General features: G+C 38.3%; 15 protein-coding genes. 4 read left to right on the plus strand and 11 right to left on the minus strand.

Annotated features, from left to right (window positions below; genetic code table 11):
• Nucleotides 1-19 precede the first annotated feature (19 nt).
• Both WG904_RS12120 and WG904_RS12125 read right to left on the minus strand, forming a co-directional pair.
• Nucleotides 20-3,460: a DUF1080 domain-containing protein gene (locus WG904_RS12120; protein ID WP_339579586.1), complete on the minus strand. Its 3,441-nt coding sequence runs from the start codon at nucleotides 3,458-3,460 to the stop codon at nucleotides 20-22.
• 24 nt (nucleotides 3,461-3,484) lie between these two features.
• Nucleotides 3,485-4,771, minus strand: a complete 1,287-nt coding sequence (locus WG904_RS12125) for a Gfo/Idh/MocA family oxidoreductase (protein WP_339579587.1) — start codon at nucleotides 4,769-4,771, stop codon at nucleotides 3,485-3,487.
• A 220-nt stretch (nucleotides 4,772-4,991) separates the two neighbouring features.
• Between WG904_RS12125 and WG904_RS12130 the strand changes: the two genes are divergently transcribed.
• On the plus strand, nucleotides 4,992-6,242 hold the full coding sequence (locus WG904_RS12130; protein ID WP_339579588.1) for an ROK family protein: 1,251 nt from the start codon (nucleotides 4,992-4,994) through the stop codon (nucleotides 6,240-6,242).
• A gap of 340 nt (nucleotides 6,243-6,582) precedes the next feature.
• Nucleotides 6,583-7,101 carry a tetratricopeptide repeat protein gene (locus WG904_RS12135; protein WP_339579589.1) on the plus strand — a complete coding sequence of 173 codons (519 nt, stop codon included), beginning with the start codon at nucleotides 6,583-6,585 and terminating at the stop codon, nucleotides 7,099-7,101.
• Nucleotides 7,102-7,185: 84 nt separating this feature from the next.
• Here WG904_RS12135 and WG904_RS12140 read toward each other — a convergent pair whose 3' ends face one another.
• Nucleotides 7,186-10,461: an ABC transporter permease/M1 family aminopeptidase gene (locus WG904_RS12140; protein WP_339579590.1), complete on the minus strand. Its 3,276-nt coding sequence runs from the start codon at nucleotides 10,459-10,461 to the stop codon at nucleotides 7,186-7,188.
• A 12-nt stretch (nucleotides 10,462-10,473) separates the two neighbouring features.
• Nucleotides 10,474-11,346 carry an ABC transporter ATP-binding protein gene (locus WG904_RS12145; protein WP_339579591.1) on the minus strand — a complete coding sequence of 291 codons (873 nt, stop codon included), beginning with the start codon at nucleotides 11,344-11,346 and terminating at the stop codon, nucleotides 10,474-10,476.
• A gap of 200 nt (nucleotides 11,347-11,546) precedes the next feature.
• Here WG904_RS12145 and WG904_RS12150 point away from each other — a divergent pair, with 200 nt between their 5' ends.
• Entirely contained in the window at nucleotides 11,547-12,341 is a 795-nt protein-coding gene (locus WG904_RS12150; RefSeq protein ID WP_339579592.1) for a sensor histidine kinase, read from the plus strand.
• Complete coding sequence (locus WG904_RS12155; RefSeq protein ID WP_339579593.1) at nucleotides 12,338-13,045, plus strand: LytR/AlgR family response regulator transcription factor; 708 nt, start codon at nucleotides 12,338-12,340, stop codon at nucleotides 13,043-13,045. Before WG904_RS12150 ends, WG904_RS12155 begins: the two co-directional genes overlap by 4 nt.
• 14 nt (nucleotides 13,046-13,059) lie before the next feature.
• On the opposite strand, the gene WG904_RS12160 is transcribed toward WG904_RS12155, so the two are convergent.
• The 7 genes from WG904_RS12160 to WG904_RS12185 all read right to left on the minus strand — a co-directional run bounded on the left by WG904_RS12160 (nucleotide 13,060) and on the right by WG904_RS12185 (nucleotide 18,259).
• A complete protein-coding gene (locus WG904_RS12160) occupies nucleotides 13,060-13,428 on the minus strand; it encodes a DUF1801 domain-containing protein (RefSeq protein ID WP_339579594.1) in 369 nt (122 codons plus the stop codon).
• 6 nt (nucleotides 13,429-13,434) lie between these two features.
• Nucleotides 13,435-13,893 carry a GyrI-like domain-containing protein gene (locus WG904_RS12165; RefSeq protein WP_339579595.1) on the minus strand — a complete coding sequence of 153 codons (459 nt, stop codon included), beginning with the start codon at nucleotides 13,891-13,893 and terminating at the stop codon, nucleotides 13,435-13,437.
• 52 nt (nucleotides 13,894-13,945) lie between these two features.
• The gene (locus tag WG904_RS12170; RefSeq protein ID WP_339579596.1) at nucleotides 13,946-14,668 is read right to left on the minus strand and encodes a helix-turn-helix transcriptional regulator; all 723 of its coding nucleotides are present in this window, start codon (nucleotides 14,666-14,668) and stop codon (nucleotides 13,946-13,948) included.
• A gap of 310 nt (nucleotides 14,669-14,978) precedes the next feature.
• Nucleotides 14,979-15,845, minus strand: a complete 867-nt coding sequence (locus WG904_RS12175; protein ID WP_431844431.1) for an IS3 family transposase — start codon at nucleotides 15,843-15,845, stop codon at nucleotides 14,979-14,981.
• Entirely contained in the window at nucleotides 15,842-16,144 is a 303-nt protein-coding gene (locus tag WG904_RS19635; protein WP_431844424.1) for a transposase, read from the minus strand. The genes WG904_RS12175 and WG904_RS19635 overlap by 4 nt, the downstream gene beginning before the upstream one ends.
• A gap of 569 nt (nucleotides 16,145-16,713) precedes the next feature.
• A complete protein-coding gene (locus WG904_RS12180; RefSeq protein ID WP_339579598.1) occupies nucleotides 16,714-17,178 on the minus strand; it encodes a hypothetical protein in 465 nt (154 codons plus the stop codon).
• The gene (locus tag WG904_RS12185; protein WP_339579599.1) at nucleotides 17,168-18,259 is read right to left on the minus strand and encodes an AAA family ATPase; all 1,092 of its coding nucleotides are present in this window, start codon (nucleotides 18,257-18,259) and stop codon (nucleotides 17,168-17,170) included. Before WG904_RS12185 ends, WG904_RS12180 begins: the two co-directional genes overlap by 11 nt.
• Between the last annotated feature and the right edge of the window lie 108 nt (nucleotides 18,260-18,367).

The following is an 18,367-nucleotide window of genomic DNA, read 5'->3' on the forward strand; positions in this document are numbered from 1 at the left end:
TTTAAACTTAGGATATTACTTATTTCTTTTTACCTGAAGCCTTAACTTCTGTCTCTTTTTTGCTTAAGTCTTTAATTCTAATATTTCTGAATTGAACTGGAGAACCATGGCCAAGGAAACCAATATGTCCGCTTTCGCGTAATAATCCTGGGTGCTGTTGGTGATCTGGCGTACCATTTTTCTTAAAGGGCTCAATATCGCCATCTAAAATTACGGTCCCATTTAAGATTACTTTAATTTTCGATCCTTGGGCAATTACTTCTTCATAATTCCACTCGCCAGTTGGCTTTAAAAACCCTCGTTTCGCAGCAATTGTACCATACACCGATCCGTGGTATTGATATTCTTTCAGATTCTTATAAATTGGTGCTTCATTATCTAAAATCTGCAACTCCATACCCACATACGCGGCATCGCCTTCTAATGGCGCTCTTATGCCTAAACCATTATTTGCGCCAGGTGTTAATTGAAATTCGAAACGGTACACAAAATCGCTAAACTCTTCTTTTGTGAATAAGTTACCACCAGATCCTTTACCAGGTTTTGGTCTAATGGCAATGTTTCCGTCTTCGATAACATAATCGGTAGTATTACCGGTCCAACTGTGCATATTTGTTCCATCGAACAATATTTTAAACCCTTCTTTTTTCTCTTCTGCGCTCAGTTCAAAAGGTTTTGGACGAGGTAGTTCTTTAATATAGATATCACGGTAAGCTACTGGAGAGCCATGTGCTTGCAATTCAATCTGCTCCTCTGCAAAAATCGGCAGGCTTCTGTCCCAATAGTTCTCTAAGATTACATTGTCGGTAACCAATTGCCCATTCAGATAAACCGTAACGCGGTCGCCCTTCATTAGAATACGGAAGGTATTCCATTCATCCAGCTTATTATCGGCTACTTTGAGTGGTTTGCTTTCGTTCGTTTGATTATTATACAAACCTCCTGAACCTACTTGCGCACCAACCTTAGTGCGGGCAAGATCCCAGATTTGCACTTGCGGTGTGCCACGTAAATAAATACCAGCGTCGCCCTCTCCTTTTTTATCGTCAATAATTTTCCAATCTACCAACATTTCAAAATCTCCGTATTTTTTAACGGTAGCGAGATTATTACCACGGCTTTGAAATTGAAGTTCACCATTGATTACTTTCCAACTGTTTTGCGCTTCGGCATCTGCTTTGATTTGTGCATCTGCCAAAGCTTTTTCTTCCATTTTCGACCTTTTTATTGGATCGCCAACTAGGCCTTTCCAGCCCGATAAATCTTTGCCATTAAACACTTGTACAAAACCTTCACCAGTTTTCATTTCTGAAATATACTTGCGCATTCCTTCCTTCTGATAGCCTGCATCGCCTCCTGTAATTACAGCAATTGTTTTATTCAACAAGCCTTTTACGATATCGCCCTCATACGTTCCTGCCATGGTGATGTTCATTACTGCATTTGCTGCCGCCTGTTGTAAGTCGGTATCTTCTAAATACTGACCAGCAAATACAATGGCATTAAAGCACTTCGCTTGTTGTAAGTCTTTAAGAATTTGTAGCTGTTGTGCAGTGGTTTTGGCCACAGCCATGGCATTGCGCAGTAATAATAAACGTTGCTCTGCAGTATACTTTGTATTTCTTACCAAACCTAAATAACCCGAAATCGCTTGGTTCAAAAAGTCTGGATTGGCGGTTGTACGCGCAATGCCAATTAGGGTTTCTATTGATCCAGCATCAGTCCATAAAGAAAGTGCTTCAATTGCGGCTTTCTTAGTAGCTTCATCACCTGTGACAAAAGCTTCTGACACTGCCTTTAAAGATTTCGAACCGCCTAAACTGGCCAAAACCTTGTAAAACAACGATTTTTTATCTGCCGATGTATTGTTTATTTGTTGAAGAATAGCATTGGTTTGCCCCTCTTTATCAGCTGTTTCTTTTAGAGCGGCAATAATCGCATCTTGTATGGCTATAAGTTCAGTAGCATCTGTAGTTTTAGCTAAGAGCTCAAATAATTTTGTGTTATTTTCAGCTACTACGATGTGCTTTAAGGAAAGAAATGCTGCTTTTCTAACTGCTTCATCTTTACTATTTAATAGTGTATAAATAACAGCGGTTTGACTTGTTGCCGCACGGGCTGCTAAGATATTAATCAAGGCAACTTGTACTTCCGGTTTCGCCATTGGAATATAATCTCCAACTTTAGCCGGCATGCTATCGCCTTTTATCCTTAAAATACCATTGGAAATCGCTGCAATATCTGTAGCACTACCTTTTTCCATTAATTTCAATAAGTCGGCCAAAACCTCATTTTGTCCCAGTTTCACAGCAGCATTAATAGCAGCTAGCTTTACTTGTTGATCATCACTTCTAATTAATTTAAGTACTGCAGGCAAAGATGATTTGGCATTGCTATTACCCAACATAGCTAAAATAGACACCTGAGTTGGCGCATCAACCTTTTTTAACTGTTTTATCCAGGCCAAACTATTGCTTTCATTTATTCCATCTGCAGCAAATTTAACCGCAGCTGCTCTAAACTCGAACTGTTTATCGGCCATAGCAGCAAGTAATGCTTGCTGGTTATTTTGTGTTGCAGCAAGCAATTTTAAGGCAGCAATGCGCTCATTTACCTGGTCATCGCCTATTGCCTTTTCTAATATTGTTTTAGCAATTGTTTCTACACCATTTTTATCTACTTCGACGGTTTTCTCGGCATACATCAATAAAGCTGCAACTGCATTGGTTTTATCGTATTTATACCCAGCTTGTTCAGCGGCTTTCACTAAGATTTCTTTAGAAGAAGCATCGCCAATATTAGCTAAGGAATTCAAACTTACCCTTATCAATTCTTTATCTGTTCCGCTTGCAAATGGTGCAATAGCTACAGCTGCAGCTTTGGCCTTGCTGTGGGCTAGTGCAGCTACAATGGTCATTTTAACTTTCCCTTTAGCCTTGGTTAAGCCATTAATCAATGTGTTTGTGGCTAAACTCGTGCCTATTTTTGCTAGTGCCCTCGATGCTTCGTCGGCCAATTGCTCGTCGGCAAGGTAACTTGCTAAATAAGGTACCGCAGCATCATTTCCCACTAAATCGAATTGACTAATAATAAATGCTTTGCTCTCTTTATCAGTTAATTTAGTTAATGCTGTGCAATAAGCTCGAATTGCTATTTCCCTTAAATTCTGCTGGCCATTTTTAGAAACGTAGGCGGTAAAGCCACCAACAGCATACTCAATTAGTGCATTATTTCCTTTTTCGGAAGCTGTTAAACCAGTAATTAGGGTTACATATCCTTCTTCACCTAAACTAGCCACTTCTTTCATGTTGCGTTCTAATTGTTGGGCACTTTGGGCAGGCAATTGCGCCAATAAATCGGCAATACGTGTGGTGGTGGTTCTTTCGTCTTTTTTATCTTGAGCTAGCGTTGTTAAGGTACATAATGCAATTAACAGCGCCATTACTATTTTTTTATTCATAACTGTTTGTATTTTTGGAAGGTTTTAAATAGAATATGGAGCACGCATTACCGGATTGATTAGTCTGTTAGCAGCTTCATCATCTACGAACTCTTGTTTTACAGGGTCGAACTTTAATGATCTTCCCAATCTAAGGGCAGCCAAACCAATATTTACAATATTGCATGACCGGTGACCATTCTCTTCATTCAAAGCGAATTTTTTTCTTGTTCTCACCGATTCCGAAAACTCTACAATCTCTGGATCAGGATCAGGGAATTGTGCCAATTTACGTTCGAGATCTGGAATGTCAGATTTAAAACCTGGATATAATTTACCTTTCGGGCCTTCTATATAGGGCACATTGGCATCTTTACCTTCGCCATCCAAAATAATCTGACAACCATCAGCATATGTATACGTTATTCTACGCCAAATACCTACAGCATCGGTATGCTGTTGTGGTGCATCAACTTCTACAGAAATTGGACTGGTATTGTCTTTACCTAAAAAATATTGTATCGGATCAATATAATGTTGTCCCATATCACTTAAGCCACCACCATCATAATCCCAATATCCTCTAAATGTTTGGTGAACACGATGTGCATTGTAAGGTTTGTACGGTGCTGGGCCTAACCAAGCATCATAATCTAGTTCTGCAGGTACCGGCTGAGGGTCTAAATGATCTTTGCCCACCCAGTAAAACTTCCAGTCGTAGCCAGTATGTTTACTTACTGTTACTTTTAAAGGCCAGCCTAACATCCCGCTATCTACCAATTTTTTTATTGGTTTTACCGTGGTTCCCATCCCGTAAAAAGTATCTTTAAATCTAAACCAGGTATTTAACCGAAACATGCTACCATATTGTTTTACAGCCTCAACCACTCTTTTCCCTTCACCAATGGTATGTGTCATCGGTTTTTCACACCAAATATCCTTCCCTGCTTTTGCGGCATCAATAGCCATTAAGCCATGCCAGTGTGGCGGGGTAGCGATGTGCACAATATCTACTTCAGGTAATTGTATAAGTTCTCTATAATCACTAAATGTTTTTACCCCGTTGTCTAACATGCTAGCTGCTTGTTTAAGGTGGTTCTTGTCTACATCGCAAATGGCTACTACCTGAGTACCCTCATAGCCAAAATGGCCCCTTCCCATAGATCCAACACCTATTACGGCTTTGGTTAATTTATCACTCGGTGCTAGATAGCCATGGCCTCCTAATACATATCTAGGCACAATGGTAAATGCAGCAATGCCAATGGCCGACTTTTTTATAAAATCACGTCTGGCGTGCTGTTCTTTTTGTGGTTCTTCTTTAGCTTTCATTTGTGTTTGGTGTGATAAAAACAATGCGGTTTGGTTCTAAAAAGCATTATAAGTGCCAAAACGTACGGTTTTATTGATCTGGTTAGATTAAATATTACGTTAATGTTAGTAAGAAATAATTGGAAACACAAAACATTATCGATTTATTCATCAATCAGAAAAACTTTAATAATTTTTTAATGAAAGTTCTGTACATTTATCAAATTGTATAATTAATAGAATGAACCTTACCTTATTTAATAAATTAATCAGCCACCGAAGTGAGAAGCAGCTTACTAATGAGTATAAATTAATAAAGCATCTTTTTAACATCGGCGCATCTTCAGTTTCCGCACTCTGCGAAATCATGGACATGAGTACTCCAAGTGTGTTGAAACTCCTTAATGGATTAATTGATGAGGGTTGGGCAGAAAAGAAAGGCTATGGCGTATCTATTGGTGGACGAAAGCCAGATCTTTATCGCTTAAAGGATAAAAAAATTCTGATTTTATGCATTGATATCCAGTTATTTCATACCAAGATCGCTGTGATAGACAATTATTATAATTTTGTGCTAGACGTTAAAACTATTGCGCTTCCCATTTCTAAGAGCAGAACAGATTTTTTTACGATTTTACATGCACACATTCAAGATTTTTTAAAATCTGCATGCATTCAGAATAAGCAATTGATTGGTTGTAGCGTAGGCATGCCTGGTTTAATTGATACAGAAAAAGGGGAAAATCATAGTTATTTTTTAAGTGACGGTGAAAATATTTCTTTAACTGCTGCATTTGAAAAAATGTTGAATATGCCTGTAGCTATTCAAAATGATGTAAATGGTTCGTCGATAGCAGAATTTACACAAGGCATGGCTAAGGGCAAAAAAGATGTGCTCGTGTTATTAATGGATTGGGGCGTTGGTTTGGGAATTATTATGGACGGTAAACTTAGGCAAGGCACTTGTGGGTTTTCAGGAGAATTGGGCCATATTCCTTTTGTTGAAAATGGAACTTTATGTTACTGCGGCAAACATGGCTGTTTAGAAACCGTTGCCTCTGGAAACGCTTTATCAGAAATGGCTAAAGAAGGAATTTTATCTGGTAAAAATTCGATGCTTAACAAACTTACAAACGAGGAACTACAAAGAATAGAGCCAGCTGTAATTATTCAAGCAGCCAATAAAGGCGATCAATACGCCATTCAGTTGCTATCAAATGTAGGTACATATATGGGAAAGGGAATATCAATGCTCATCCAGCTTTTTAATCCTGAATTGATTATTTTAAGTGGCAAAATTGCCGAGGCAAAGCAATACATGACGCTGCCGATGCAACAAGCCATAAACATGTATTGTATGACCCAAATTAGAGAAAAAACAACCATTGTCTCTTCCGAACTTGGCGAAAACTCCAGGTTACTTGGATACGCTGCAACAGGAATTGATTATTTTTTAGACTGCTATATCAAAAAAATTAAAAGCAAAGGTTAATAAGAATTTAGTCTGGCGCACAATCAGGATTAGTTTTTGTACCATCAACCTTTGAATGGTTTTTATCCCTAGTAGAGAAGCTTGAAAGTTTACTACTAGGGATGTTTTGCCCAAGTGAAAAATAATCACCAATATTGCATCTATTCTCAACTATTTTATGAAATAAATGTTCTCCTTCTAAAACGTGCCTTATCATTTCAAGGCAATTCATTGCGTTAATGTCAAGACGCCAAAAAAATAATTTTCTGGTGTAATTCCTGTCTATAGTTTTATGCCTCTTCTTCTGATTTCCTCAAAGTTTAAGATTAAGATATCAGTTTGTGTCATGTTTTAAATTTTTGTGTTAATACCGCTTTACAATAATCGAATAGCGATTGGTTTAGAAAAAGCAGTTATAGTAGGAGAAGTTACCAAAGGAGGTGCCAACCGAACCAAACGAATTATCCTAAACGAAGAGTTTACAATATCGGTTCCGTATATTCAGGCTATTCATCCAATAACAAAAACCAATTGGGAAGGGAAAGGTGTACAACCGGACATTAAAACAAGTGAAAAAGCTGCTTTTGTAAATGCTTATATAGATGCGATAAATAAAACTGCTAAGGGCAATAAAAATGTTCTTTTAAATAAAATTGGCTATGCATTTTTAAAGGAAAATTCGGCTTACAATGCCATAGAGGTATTTCATGAAAATGTAAAGCAGTTTCCAAATAATGCCAATGCTTGGGATAGTTTGGGTGAAGCTTATTTTATAAATAACGATAAAGAAAATGCATTAAAATCGTACCAAAAAGCTTTAGAACTGGATCCGAATTTGTCCTCCGCAAAAGAAATGGTTCAGAAATTAAAAAGTCATTAAATAAAAACTGACCAGTGGTTTAGTTGCCGTTACGTACTGCTTAGGCAACGGCAACTAATTCATTTTTTAGCTTTTATTTAGTAGCTAATCCATGCTATTCACTTGTTCAAACAATTCAGGAATCACTTGTTTTTTCGAAGCGGGTGTTACGTCTCTAAAATACTGAAGTAGATTTAGCGTGGTGGCATAGCGATTTGGCTTTTTCGGATTGTTAAAAGAATGCCAATCACTCAGAAAATGCTGTAAGGCTTTGTTCATATTCTCTTCTCCAATATGTTGCTGTAATTTGTACATCGCAAGTGCTCCTTTGTTGTAGTAGAGGTGTTCTTCATTTTCAACCAATGCCAACGGTAGCTCTTTCTTGTTAGCCTTTAGCTTAGCCTCTTCATATTCATCTAATTGGAACTTTAAAAATTGCTTAATTTTTTCATTGGGATATTTTTCTTTAAGCACCATCATAGCCGAATACTGCGCCAATGTTTCCAAAATCATATTTTGTCCCTGTACATTTGCCGCTTCCAATTGTAGTCCCCACCATTGGTGCGCCACTTCATGGGCAGTAACATAAAATGCCATGTCTACATCTTTTTGATCATCAATATCCATTACAAAACCTATCGCCTCAGAAAAAGGAATGATGCCCGGCAAAGATTGTGCAAATGATCGATACCTTGGAAACTCTACAATACGTAGTTGTTTATATTGGTACGGACTGAAATATTTGCTGTAATAATTTAAGGACATTTTCATGGATTCCATCATACGCTTTAGGTTGTATTCATGACCTTGGTGGTAATAAATTTCTAGATCGACAGGCTCTTTTGAAATGTTACCTAACGGGATACAAGTATCTCTCATCACCTCATACCGCCCTGATATAATTGGATAAAAGTTAATGATCTGTTGATTGGTTTTGTAATGAAAATAATTGCGACCATCTTTGTTCCATTTAGCCACTAAATCGCCAGAGCTGAGGGCTATTTGTGGCGCTTCGGTACCAATCACTATCTCTAAAATGGCACCGTCCGAATCACTTCCACTACGGGCATTTACCAGCTCGTGTACATCATCACGTTTTGCTTTCGCAAATCGTGGAGCTAAGCCAAAATCTTTTCGATCATCCTCATCTTGTAGTTCATATTTTTTCTGATAACCAAAACTCGGTAACACCGCATTATCGAAAAAAGTACCGTTATCAACTACATCAATAGCAGAATTATCAGTTTCGAAACCCTTCGGCTGCAAGGTCTGTTTAAAATTCATTTTCATCGTCTCACCAGGAGCTAAGGCTTTGATCAATTGATAAATGGTATAATGATATTTCACATGGCTGTTATTTGTTATCGTTTTCCTGTCAAAATTTACATCCGCTAGTTCTACGTTAGATTCCAGCAGTTTCTGTACATGAATTTCGTGAATGGGCATTTGAGATGTATTGGCAAGCACATAATGACCTGAAATTTGATATGCTCTTCGAGATGGGAACAAATCAACTTTTAGCTTGATGGCAGTAATTTTTGGCTGTGGAATATATTCAAATTGCTTTAACGTCTTTTCGTAGCCAGCTCTAAAATTAACTTGTTCGCTTTTAGTCCAAAACTCATTTAATACATTGGTATTGTAAAAAATATAACTTCCAACACCGATAAAAAATGTTAGACAAACTAAACTGAAAATTCTCAAAGTTTTTCCCATTTGCCTTTTTCCGCTTGTCCATCTTTTGCCCAAACCTGTTTCATTTCCCTTAACCATTAAAATACTAGCAGCGATTAACAGTAGCGTACCAAACAATACCCAATAGGTTTTTACCCAGAGATAGGCAGTCAAAAAGTGCCCATAACCGTTCATATCAGAATAAGAGGCCAGTGCTTGTCCACCAAAGTTAAGTAAGCCATGTTCCAAACCAAATACCCCAATGGCTACATTGATGATCGCAAATGCGATAGTGGCAAGCATCCCCATAAACTTGTTTCGGGTAAGTGCCTGAAAGAACATAGCTGCAAAAGTGTACAAAGCTAAAAATGGAAGTAGTTCTAAGAAGAAACCGAAAAAATAAACATCCAATTCGAAGCGATAATAGCCATTTAAGATTTGAAACAACACACCAGCTACAATGAGCGAAAGCATCACGATGGTATAAATAAGTAGCAACCCCAGAAACCTGCTAATCACATTTACAAAACTAGAGAGCGGTGTGGCATCATGAATGAGATCAAGCTTCACATCCTTTTCCTTCCACATAATTTCGCCAGCATAAAAAACCAAAATGATCATGAAAAAGTAAATAGACATCTCCCGCAATTCTTCTATAATGAAATAGGTAGTTGGATAGCTATCTACACCATAAGAAGTCCCTAGACTTACCGAATTAATTAGGATAATCACAAAGCAACACAGAATAATGGCCCAGAAGGAAATCAGCTTAAGAATAGATACGCTATGAAACCAGGCATTGAGCAACAACTGCGCAAACTGAGCCCTAATATGGTAAACAGGCGTAACCGGGGGTATAGTCTTAGCGAAATAAACCAATGAAGAGTTCACTTTTTTCTGCTGTTTTTTATGGAAAGCCTTGTCATTTACCACCACTAACTTAAACTTGATGTAGCCAATCGTCAATACTGAAAGACCTACAGCCAGCCAGAAAAGTTTGTTGAGCAGCATTACACCAGAAACTGGAATAAGCAGGGCGTTTCTATCGGCTACCGACCAGCCTTTAGTGGCTTTGGTTAAAGTAGTAAGCGAAAAAGGATCGAATACAGCCTGCAGGATTTCGTTAGTAATGCCTTTGGTAAGCATAAATAACACAAAAATGACTACTCCCTGTGTGTATACTACCAATAAGTTTTTACTGAGTGCACCCGTTGCAAAAAACACGGCAGCACCAAAAAACAAGGTAGGTAAAACCACCCACAAAAATGGCTGCAAGTAATTTATCAATTGAAAAGGCATAAATTCCTTTGGATCATTCCAAGGCATAAATTCGCCCAGCATCATACCCCAAAGCAAGGCACTAAAAATAAAGAGCAGCACCACAAGAGAGCCTAAAAAACGACCCAATAAATAATCTTTTTTGGAGATTGGATTAACATAGATCAGTGAAGTCACATCATACTGAAAATCACGGAGCACCGGAACGCCCATAATCATAGAGGCAATAATCATCGATAAACCTGTAATTGCTCCCATAGATTTAGCAATTACCAATGGAGAATTCTTCTTAACTAATCCCAAATCAATTCCCTGAAAAACAAATTCAATACCTACAAGCGAGAACAAAAAAAGCAATAAAAAGAAAAAATAGGTTTCAGGTCGTTTTAATCTGTATTTAATTTCGAATATGAAAAATTCGTATAGCATGGTGTGTTGAGATTAGGCGTTAAAAATTTGAGACATATAAACATCTTCCAAGTTGGCTTCAATAGGTTTGAAGCCTGAACCCGGCTGTGTATCACTAAGCACATGAATAATTTGGTTTCCTAAGTACAAGCGATCACTAATGACTTGGTATTCGGTTTTGTATTGTTCCAGTTCATTTTTTTGTATGGTTTTCTCATACAATCGTCCCTCCAGGCTTTCCATAATTTGTAAGGGATTTCCCTGAATAACAACTTTACCTTTGTTGATAATGGCCATCCGAGGGCATAGTTCTTTCACATCATCTACAATATGTGTAGAAAGAATTACGATGGTATTTTCGCCCACTTCACTTAATAAGTTATAAAACCGATTACGTTCTACAGGATCTAATCCCGCTGTTGGTTCGTCGACAATTAGCAATTTAGGGTTGTTTAACAATGCTTGCGCAATACCAAAACGCTGCTTCATCCCTCCAGAAAATTCTCCCAGCTTTTGTTTGCGCACCTCGTACAGGTTTACCCTATTTAACAGTGCATGTATAATTTCTTTACGCTCATTTTTATTGATAATGCCTTTCAGTACCGCCAAATGATTCAGGAGCATTTCGGGAGATAAGGCTGGGTAGACGCCAAATTTTTGTGGCAAATAACCCAATACTCTTCGCAATTCATTTGGCTGTGCTAAAATATCGATGCTTCCCAATTGAATACTTCCACAGTCGGCTTCCTGTAAAGTCGCTATGGTTCTCATTAATGTAGATTTACCTGCGCCATTCGGTCCTAATAAGCCAAACATCCCTATGGGTATTTGTAGCGATACATTTTGGAGTGCTTTAACGCCATTTTGGTACGTCTTAGAAAGATCAGTTATAATTAGTTCGTCCATGATTAATTTAATTTTCAGCCAATATTAGGGTGAATAAAATGGATAAATAAAGCATTGGGATAGATAGATTGTGGGCAGGTTTGAATGACTAGTATGAAGTGATAAAAGCACTTGACCACTGCCAGAAGCACGTTCATCACAGCTAAGCATACATCTGTACCAACTCCTAAATCGCTTAGATTTTTGTTTAATTTTGTAGGATGACCATCTTAAAAAAACGCTTAAATAGGCAATTTCTTAAAAGGCTAGTGCCTTACTTTTTCATTACCACAACCCTTTTAATTGTGGTTTTTAATGATTTTTTTGGGAAGGAAGAAGATTATCATGTATACATTCTGCTATTTTTCATGTCGATGACAGTATGGATGATCCGCTGGTTAATTATTCAGATCAAATATATACTCCGCCTCAAAAAAGATAAAACCCAAGCAGAATTATTGCACCTGAAAAGTCAGGTTAATCCGCACTTTTTTTTCAATACCTTAAACAACTTATACGGACTTGTAGAACTAAACCCCACCAAAGCACAGCAGTTAATTCTTAAACTATCTGACATGATGCGTTACAGTATTTATGAAGGACAAAATGATTGGGTTAGCTTGGCAGATGAAATTACCTACCTTGAAAATTACATGGATTTGCATAAAATGCGCTACCATAAAGAAATCTCTATTCGCTTTGATGTAGCTGCAGAAGATCGGAATATAAAAATTATGCCATTGCTATTTATTATTATGGTAGAAAATGCGTTTAAACACGGGGTAGAAAAATTGAGGAAAGATGCATTTGTTTATATTCGCTTAAAGTCTACCCTAAAACATGTTGAATTTGAGATTGAAAACAATTTTGATGCCGAGGAGACAGTTGCAAACCCGGGCATTGGCCTGAATAACCTAAAAAAACGACTAGAATTGGTTTATTTTAAAAAACATGAATTAGCAATAGCTACCAGCCAAGCCGCTGTTTACAAAATTAGCTTAAAACTTACTTTATGAGTGTAAGATATATGATTGTTGATGATGAATCTGTGGCACACGACATCATCAAAAAGTATTGTGCGATGTTGCCCAACATGCAGTTGATGAAGGATTGCTACGATGCCATTGAAGCCATTGAATACCTCAATCATCATACCGTAGATTTAATTTTTTTGGATCTTAACATGCCAAAGCTAAAAGGATTTGAGTTTTTAAAAACTTTAGCTTCGCCACCTCAAATTATTGTGACCACTGCCTACCAAGAATATGCGATTGAAGGTTATGAATTAAACATTGTTGATTATTTACTCAAACCCTTTTCCTTCGAGCGCTTTTTGAAGGCGATTAATAAAGCACGTACAGCAACACCAAAACCAGCCGTTGGCATAATTAGTGAAGTTAAAGATGAAAAGCAGGAAAGGTTTTTTCTCCGCAGCGATAACAAACACATACAAATTGTACTTGATGATATTTTGTTTGTAGAATCTTCGGGCAACTACATCAATATTGTGTTGAAAGAAGAAATCATTACCATGCGTGGTAAATTAGCAACTGTAAAGGAACTTATGCCTGCGCTGCATTTTATTCAAGTACACCGATCTTTTATGGTGGTGCAAAAGCACATCAAAAGCATAGAAGGCAATCAGATTTTTATAGATAATTATACCGTACCGATTGGAAAATTTTTTAAGACGCACATAGATGGTCTTTTAAAAAAATAGTATGTATAGGCTAATTAAACAGCCTTAATAATACCCATCCTGTATAAATCCAATGCTTTTTGTAAAATACGCTCTATTGTATTTATGGGTAAATCTATGTTGGGATTAACTCTAAAAATCTTCATTCGTGAACGGTTGCCTTTTGCTAATTCAGGGTGATTAAGATATTTTCCTTCTACCAAAAGCAAATAAGGCTCTTCTGTTTTTTTATCTACCCACAAATAGCAAAACATTTTTTTCCTATAACAGAAGCAGGGCATTCCCCACTTCTGTGTTTCTGTAATATTTGTATCCTGGTTGAGAATAATATCCCGTAAGGCAAATAAACAACTCTTGTTTGGCTCTTCTTTATTCAAATAAAAGTGATGTAGTTGCTCGTTCATTTTTATCTATTTTACCGCAATTAAAAAATCTATTTCTGCAGCTGTTGGATTTTGTGCTTTTTCGCCAAACACTTCAAAATCGGCAGTAAATGCTCTGTCTAGATCCATTTCCCAAATTTCTAACCATTTATTAATGATCAAATCCTGCATCAAATCTCCCTTAGCAGAGAGTTTGATATAGTTTCCACCGTCAAAAGATTTGCCTATCATCCCCTCTGGTATAGTTTCTAAATTTGCGACCTTACAACCCAAAATTGTGGTATAAGGTTTCGTATGGTCGCTTTCGTAGTCGGTATAAATGGAATATATGGTATGGTCAATTTTGTTTGGGATTGCCTCCAAAATTTTGTCGCTGATAAATCTGCTCCACAAAGCCGAGATATCTTTTCCTGCCAGATTATTTTCATTTGTAGTGCGTACCGAAATGCCAATTACTTTAAAAGGCTCAATGTTTACTCTGTTCATTTTTAAACTATTTTTTGTTGAACCACAAAATTAGTAATGGATAATGACAGCCCTATGTCAAGGGTAGTGAAGCATATTTTTCTTTACAGATTTCAAAATATTCTTCTAAGGTCATTTGGTGGGGTTCAAACTGTTCGTTAAGCGTATTAAGATTTTCTATTCTATCCAGTCGAAATGCTCTGAAATCACTCCTCAATCGGCAAAAAGCAATGAGTAACCAATTTTCTTGCGTGCTGTAAATAGCAAAAGGTTCAATGGTTCTTTCAGTTGTTTGGCCATTATCCAATGAACTATATTTTATTTTAACTAGGTTAAAGCTGGTCAAAGCCAGTTGAATTGTTGATAAATAGTTGCTTGTTCGGTCGTTGCCTGAGTTTTGCCTAAAAACAATTCTATCGGAAAGCAAATTTGCTTTGTCTTTGGTATTGCTGCGTAAAACAGATTTTACTTTGTTAATGGCTGCTGTATATTCCTTTACAAAAGAAGCATCTTTATTTTTTAAGATGAGTTTTTCGGCTGTAATCAATGCATTAGCTTCACTTTCGGTAAACATCACGGGTGGAATTCGGTAACCTTCCATTAAAGTATAGCCTTTTCCTTCTTCTGTTAAGATAGGAACTCCAGCTTGCTGCAATGCTTTGACATCTCGATAAATTGTCCTGCCACTTACCGAAAATTTGTTGGCCAATTCCGAAGCTGTCAAAAGTCGTTTCGTTTGCAACTGGGTTAAGATTGCAGTTAGTCTTGAAAGGCGTGTGGTATCATTTTCGATCATTATTGCTAATCAAGTATTCACAACTGTAATTTGATAAACTTCAAATTTACATAATAAATGCCCTAATAAATTCATATATGCATCCACAACTTTTGTACATGATCCAATTTTATTCTGTTTAGGCTAACTAATTATTTGCTTGATTGGCAGGTTTTAGTTCTGATTCAAATATTTTAAACTAATTTAAAAAAAACACTTTAAAATCGAGTAGGAAGATAGGGATTAGTTCCCTATCTGTCCTCTCACACCACTGTACGTACCGTTCGGTATACAGCGGTTTGTGGAATTGCAATAGCAAAGTAGAGACATTTTAAGCAGCTTCTGTTTTATTTTTCATCATCACCCGTTCAACTTGAACTGGAGTTAGGTAGTCGAGTGCGGAATGCCTCCTTTTTCTGTTGTACCATACTTCGATATAATCGAATATCTCTAGCTTTGCCTGTGCCCTGGTTTCAAATTTTCTGTGGTATACCATTTCCGTTTTCAATGTTTTAAAGAAGCTCTCTGCAATGGCATTATCCCAGCAATTGCCTTTTCTGCTCATACTTTGCAATACGGGCATCCCCTTAAAGCACCTACGGAACTCATGGCTGGCATATTGGATACCACGGTCGCTATGAAAGATGAGTTCCCTTTCCAAAGGCCTGTTCCTTATGGCCATTTTCCATGCATCCACAACGGTTGAACTTGCACTCATGCTATTGTCCATGCTCCAGCCTATGATTTTCCGGTCCGCCAAATCCATAATTACCGTTAGATATAGCCAGCCCTCCCCAGTTCTGATATAGGTGATATCGCTTACCCATTTCTCGCCCGTACCGGTGGTACTGAAATCCCTCAACAACAGGTTTGCATTTACGGGATAAAGATGGTTGGAATTGGTGGTCGCCCTATATTTCCGCTTCATGATACTTTTTATCCCATCGCTTTTCATCAATCTGGCTATGCGTGGACGGGAAACTTTTATACCATCGGCGTTCAGCTCCCTGGTGATACGTGGGCTACCGTAGCGTCCCTTGCTCATCGAATACACTTCTTTGAGTTTGCCCAGGAGTTCTAGATTCTGTTGTTTCCAGAAACCTATCGGATCTTTGGCCCATTTATAATAGGAACTGCTGCTGATCCCAAAAAATGACGACATCTTCTCTACGGGGTAGATCGCTTTATGATCAGCTATAAATCTGTATACCCCCCGTCTCCCTTGGAGAAGATACCTACTGCCTTTTTTAGGATATCACGCTCAAGTTCGGCATTCTTCAATGCCTTTTTCAACCTTCTGATCTCCATCTGCTCCTCACTCAGACCGGCAATGTCCATCATGATCTTGCCGCCGTTGAACTCCGGCTTGTTACGCCACTTGCTCAGCATAGAAGGATCGATATCCAACTCGGTAGCGGCATCTTTTACCGAACCTTTAGCCTTAGATAGCGCTACGGCCATCTTTTTGAATTCATCATCAAATACTCTGTAACCCATATTGGTCAAATTTAAAATTACTAATTTAAATCTGCTCTATAAATGTCTCTACTCAAAGGTAGCAACTCCAATTGCAATTCCATTCGGCAAAAAAAATGCTTTACGTAATCTGCTCAAGGGCAAAAAAGAACTTGCACCTGATTTCAGAGCGCCAAAGGTTCAACAACAGGAGGCCACCCGAAGAATATATGGCAACAAGCAAGCTCATTCAATATACATACGGTTACCACGAATTCTAAAGCCGTGTTTTCCCAGCTTTTCATCAACGAAGGCGAAATTTTGCTTGGGTTGACTAGCTTGGAAGATGACTCGTCAGGAGCTCGAGGATTGGTTCAATTTAATCAAAATCACCCTGTCCCCGATCATGCTCAATCTGGCTACATAGATCAATAATAAAAAGTAATTCCTTGAGAGCCACTTTTATACCCTGAAGCTATATCCAAACGATAGGATGACCCATCCGTTAATAGAAAGGCTGTTAGCATTGAAATTGTTGACTGAATTCAACCTATAGGCTCAAACAAAACATCGAATAGCTAATGCGATATGAAACTGGAGAAAAAAACCGATCAGGACTGTATGCGAACCTGATAGAATACGTTTTTAAGGTCAATGTTAAGCCCCCTGTTCTTCAAGAGTTTTGCCTGCATCGTTCTGAAGACAGCATTTGATTTGGCAGGAACCATGCTAGATACCACCACAGCGGTAAACTGCCTCGGATCGGCTTCAATTCTTCCCCGTAACTGATCATAGGTCGATTCCAGTTGGGAAACTGCGGTACTAAGGTCGGAACCTTTGAGCTCGACTAAAAAGTAGGATTCTGGGTCTGTCGCCACGCCAAAAAAATAATCGCACTTTCTGATGGCCTGATTTGTTATCAGACAACCATCTACCCTGACCTTGCACACTCCCAACTTCCCGGGCCTAATAATCTCAAACCTTTTACCATTCTCTGATGCAGCATGTGAACTGGAAAAACATTGGGCATGCAGGTTCTCCGGATCCAGTTTTGCCCGAAGACCATCACAACTCATTTTTTACGTAGCTTAATTGCAACAATGCCTCATACACCTTCCCTAGTTCCTGGGAAACGCCATCTATGTCCGAAGGCGCCAAAGATCTAAGTTCTTTATCCAATGTTTCCCTGCAGTGGCCTGCGTCGAAAAAATAGCATGAAACCTTTTCAAAATCGACCCACAGTTCTTGCGGTACCAGCGCATCTACCTCTTCGGTCTTATTGCTGAGCTCCGCGGCATTTTCAGCCTGCACCAGATTATCCAAAGACGTCAGAATATATGGGCTATGAGTGGTAATAATCACCTTATCCGAGCATCTTTTGATTCTTTGGATAATAAATTCCAGTAAAAGTTTCTGCGATGATGGAAAGAGGTTCATTTCCGGTTCCTCTACGATAAAAAGATCATAGCTCGTCTCTTTTTCGATGTCATTGGGAAATTCAGTCATCGCCTGGAGCACGACCATCAGTGGTACGATAGACTGTATTCCACTAGAGGCCTGGGACAATTTGATCGAGTCTCCATTTGTAAGGCTGATAACGTCTTCTCCGTTCTCAAAACCATAGCTCGCCCCCAAAAAGGAAAGGTCCAATGTGCTGATCTCCCGCCTGGCCTTTTCGAATCTACTGCCAAACTCAGCCAGCCATCTTGGGATGGCCACATCATTAGTGATCAAACTGAATATGGATTCCGATAGCGTAGAATAAAATACGCGCTCAGCCGGCATATAGACCGGATTTGTATAAATTATGCTACTGTAGGGGCTGAAAGTACTGCTAATCACTGCTCCATGGCTGATTTCGCAGTATAGGCCATCAAGTTCATAACGGATCAGGGTATCCTTTGCTATATTGTAATCGATATTGTAGGCTACTAGCAACCTTCGGAACTCGATCAGTGTATTTGTTGGTAATTCGCGATTCTTTTCCCAGTTTGCCCTAAAAAGGATATCCTTGTTCTGGAAGATCGCGATCAGTTTTGCTACCGTGCTTTTTCCGCTGGAAGTAGTACCGATAAAGACATTAATATCTCTAATCTGGATATCGATCTGTTTGATCGGTCCAAAGTTCTCAACCCGTATGCGTTCTATCATCTCCATAATTCTTAACAAAAATAGTGAATATTTTTCAATTGGCTAGCGCAATTAAAGTCTTGCCCACAAGCTTCGAGCTTGAGCAATAACCATTTTGGATTCCACGGCAAAGCT

Source organism: Pedobacter anseongensis (assembly GCF_037482965.1).
Lineage (GTDB): Bacteria > Bacteroidota > Bacteroidia > Sphingobacteriales > Sphingobacteriaceae > Pedobacter > Pedobacter anseongensis.